Raw genomic sequence first — 2,367 nt, forward strand, 5'->3', positions numbered from 1 at the left:
GCTATGGCTGCGGCCATGGTGGGTACTTCCCAGAGAACCTGTGATGAGCTGGAAAGGGGAGATCTTAACCAGGTGGTTATTGACGGTGCCATTGGTAAGGCCATCTTATCCTATGCTGGTAAGAAGGCGGTGCTGGCCGCATTATCCCCGGGGGAAGTGAACCTGGGATTGGCCCTCCTGGAACTGGAGAGAACCGCACTAAAAGTAAAAGAAGTCATGGAAGCATAGGGAGTACAGTAACATGTCAGAAGAGGAAGTTCAGCAAATAACAGCCGCCTTTTTAAGTGAAACTAAAGATCCAGTGAATATCATACTCACCTCGGTGTTAATGGGCTTCACCAACAGCCTATGGAGGGTCAGTGGTGAAGGTTCCCTGGGAATCACCCGTGCCTTCGGTGAGGATCTGTGGAACCTGATCAAGGTGGGTTCAGTCATGCTGGGCGAGGAAAAGGACACCAGCACCCCAGAAAAGGCCATGGAATTCTATGCCGAGTACCTGGGAGGATATTTCAGCATTGCTGATGAAATAGGTTTCACCGTAGACAACGATACCTTAAAGGTCCAGATCAAGGGTTGCAAACTGCACCACTTCACGGACTATCTGGAGGCCAAAGAAGTTCCCCGTTCCGTAGGCTGTCCTATGGCCCTGTCACTCATCGCCCTGATGGAAGATGTGACTGGAGAGCCATTTATAATGGATAGTTTGGAATCTAAGGATGGTAACAGTGAAATTGTACTCAAAGCCCTGTAGATTATGGGAGTACACCTATGGATGCCCTTAAAGTTGTGGTTTTCGGCGCTTTAAACGCCGGTAAAACCACCTTTGTTGAGAGATTAAGTGGAAACGAACTTTTCTTGAAAGGTGAATATGAAGATATTACCACCAGTTTTGATTTTGTCCAGATCGAACAGGGCGGTTTTTTAATACATTTATTTGCCAGTCCCGGGCATCGAAGATTTTCTTTTATGTGGGAAACACTGGCTACTGGTATGGACGGGGCAATCTTATTAATAGACTCAACCGTGGGGATAACACCGGTAGATTTCGAGTTAATTAAATTCATTGAAGGCTACGATGTGCCTTATGTTATTGCGGCCAATAAAGAAGACATTTCTAGACTGGATCCGGAAGCTATACGTGCTGAATTGAATCTTTCGGGCGATATACCTATTTTTAATACTTCGGCATTGAATGATGATGATCTGGCCAGTTTCATGGACAATCTTATTAATGAAATTACAGGGAAAAACAAGTGATAGGCCAAATATTTTTGGTAGGCGGATAAAAATGGTTGTTCAGAATTTAGATGAAGTTTTAATCAATATTAACCGAATCAGGGGAGTCAAAGATTCCCTGGTGGCGGGTCTGGATGGTATTCCTGTAACCAAGGTGGATCGGGAAAGTTCAATTTTAAGTGCCACCACGGTGGCGGCACTGGGAGCAGTGCGAGAACTTACCAGAACAGTCCGTTACGGGAATCTAGAGCAGTTAATCGTGGAAACAGAACAGGGGAAAATAGTGATTGATGAATTTGGTATGGATCATGTTATCATAGTTTTAACCGAGATGAATGCCAACATTGGCATGATCAGGGTGATGTTAAAGAAGGCCATTTCTGATTTCACCAACAATCAATAGTTATTCCAGCCGATGTCCTATGAAACCTATTTCCGAGCAGATCAACGAAGTTCTACAGCAGATGGAGTACAAAAGTGACATTTTAGAGTCCTATGTAATCCGTAAAGATGGGCTGATTATGACCTCCAGCAATCCCCATGTGAAAAACCATATGATTGCGGCCATGGCTGCTTCCCTCATCAATATCGGTGAAAAAACACTCAATGATATTGGTAAAGACAACCTGGAAAAAGTCCTGATCAAAGGTGAGAAACTACAAATCGTTATCATGGGTTCATCCACTGTTGCCCTGGTCTGTGCAGTGGAATCCACGGCTAATCTGGGTATGGTTTTTTTGAAAATGAAGAGAGCGGTGGAAAAAATATTCCAGATAATACAGGACGCCTATATAGATTAAGGGGTCACTGTTAATCATTTCATTAAAAATAACTCATTTTTTTAACCAGTATTATTCTTTGATAATTTTACCCTTCTTAACCCGCCTTTAATTATCCTATATAACTGTTTGCTAAATGTGCACGGGTGTTATAGATTTCGTGTGAAAATTCACAGTTAGATATTATTTTTATCCGCTTTATTGGTTATAAACAACAGGATAATTAATTTACCACAACGGACGTGATTTTAATGGGATTAAGAGAGGATATTGGTAGTCTTTTGAAAGAGTTACTGGAGCGTGCTCCGGGGGATGTTAATGGAGTGGCTGTGCTGCGACCGGATGGTTTGAT

Annotated in this window: 5 protein-coding genes; all 5 read left to right on the plus strand. The window is 42.9% G+C overall.

Features of this window, described 5'->3' with window-relative positions:
• Positions 1-228: roadblock/LC7 domain-containing protein (locus tag QC759_RS00005; protein ID WP_424970933.1), on the plus strand; the 228-nt coding region annotated here is incomplete at its 5' end.
• A 13-nt stretch (positions 229-241) separates the two neighbouring features.
• Positions 242-751: a hypothetical protein gene (locus tag QC759_RS00010; RefSeq protein ID WP_048072577.1), complete on the plus strand. Its 510-nt coding sequence runs from the start codon at positions 242-244 to the stop codon at positions 749-751.
• A 17-nt stretch (positions 752-768) separates the two neighbouring features.
• A complete protein-coding gene (locus QC759_RS00015; protein WP_052399931.1) occupies positions 769-1,257 on the plus strand; it encodes a GTP-binding protein in 489 nt (162 codons plus the stop codon).
• Positions 1,258-1,288: 31 nt separating this feature from the next.
• A complete protein-coding gene (locus QC759_RS00020) occupies positions 1,289-1,639 on the plus strand; it encodes a roadblock/LC7 domain-containing protein (protein WP_048072576.1) in 351 nt (116 codons plus the stop codon).
• A 19-nt stretch (positions 1,640-1,658) separates the two neighbouring features.
• A complete protein-coding gene (locus QC759_RS00025; protein ID WP_048072575.1) occupies positions 1,659-2,036 on the plus strand; it encodes a roadblock/LC7 domain-containing protein in 378 nt (125 codons plus the stop codon).
• The last annotated feature ends 331 nt before the right edge of the window (positions 2,037-2,367 follow it).

The sequence above is a fragment of the Methanobacterium formicicum genome, from assembly GCF_029848115.1.
GTDB lineage: Archaea > Methanobacteriota > Methanobacteria > Methanobacteriales > Methanobacteriaceae > Methanobacterium > Methanobacterium formicicum.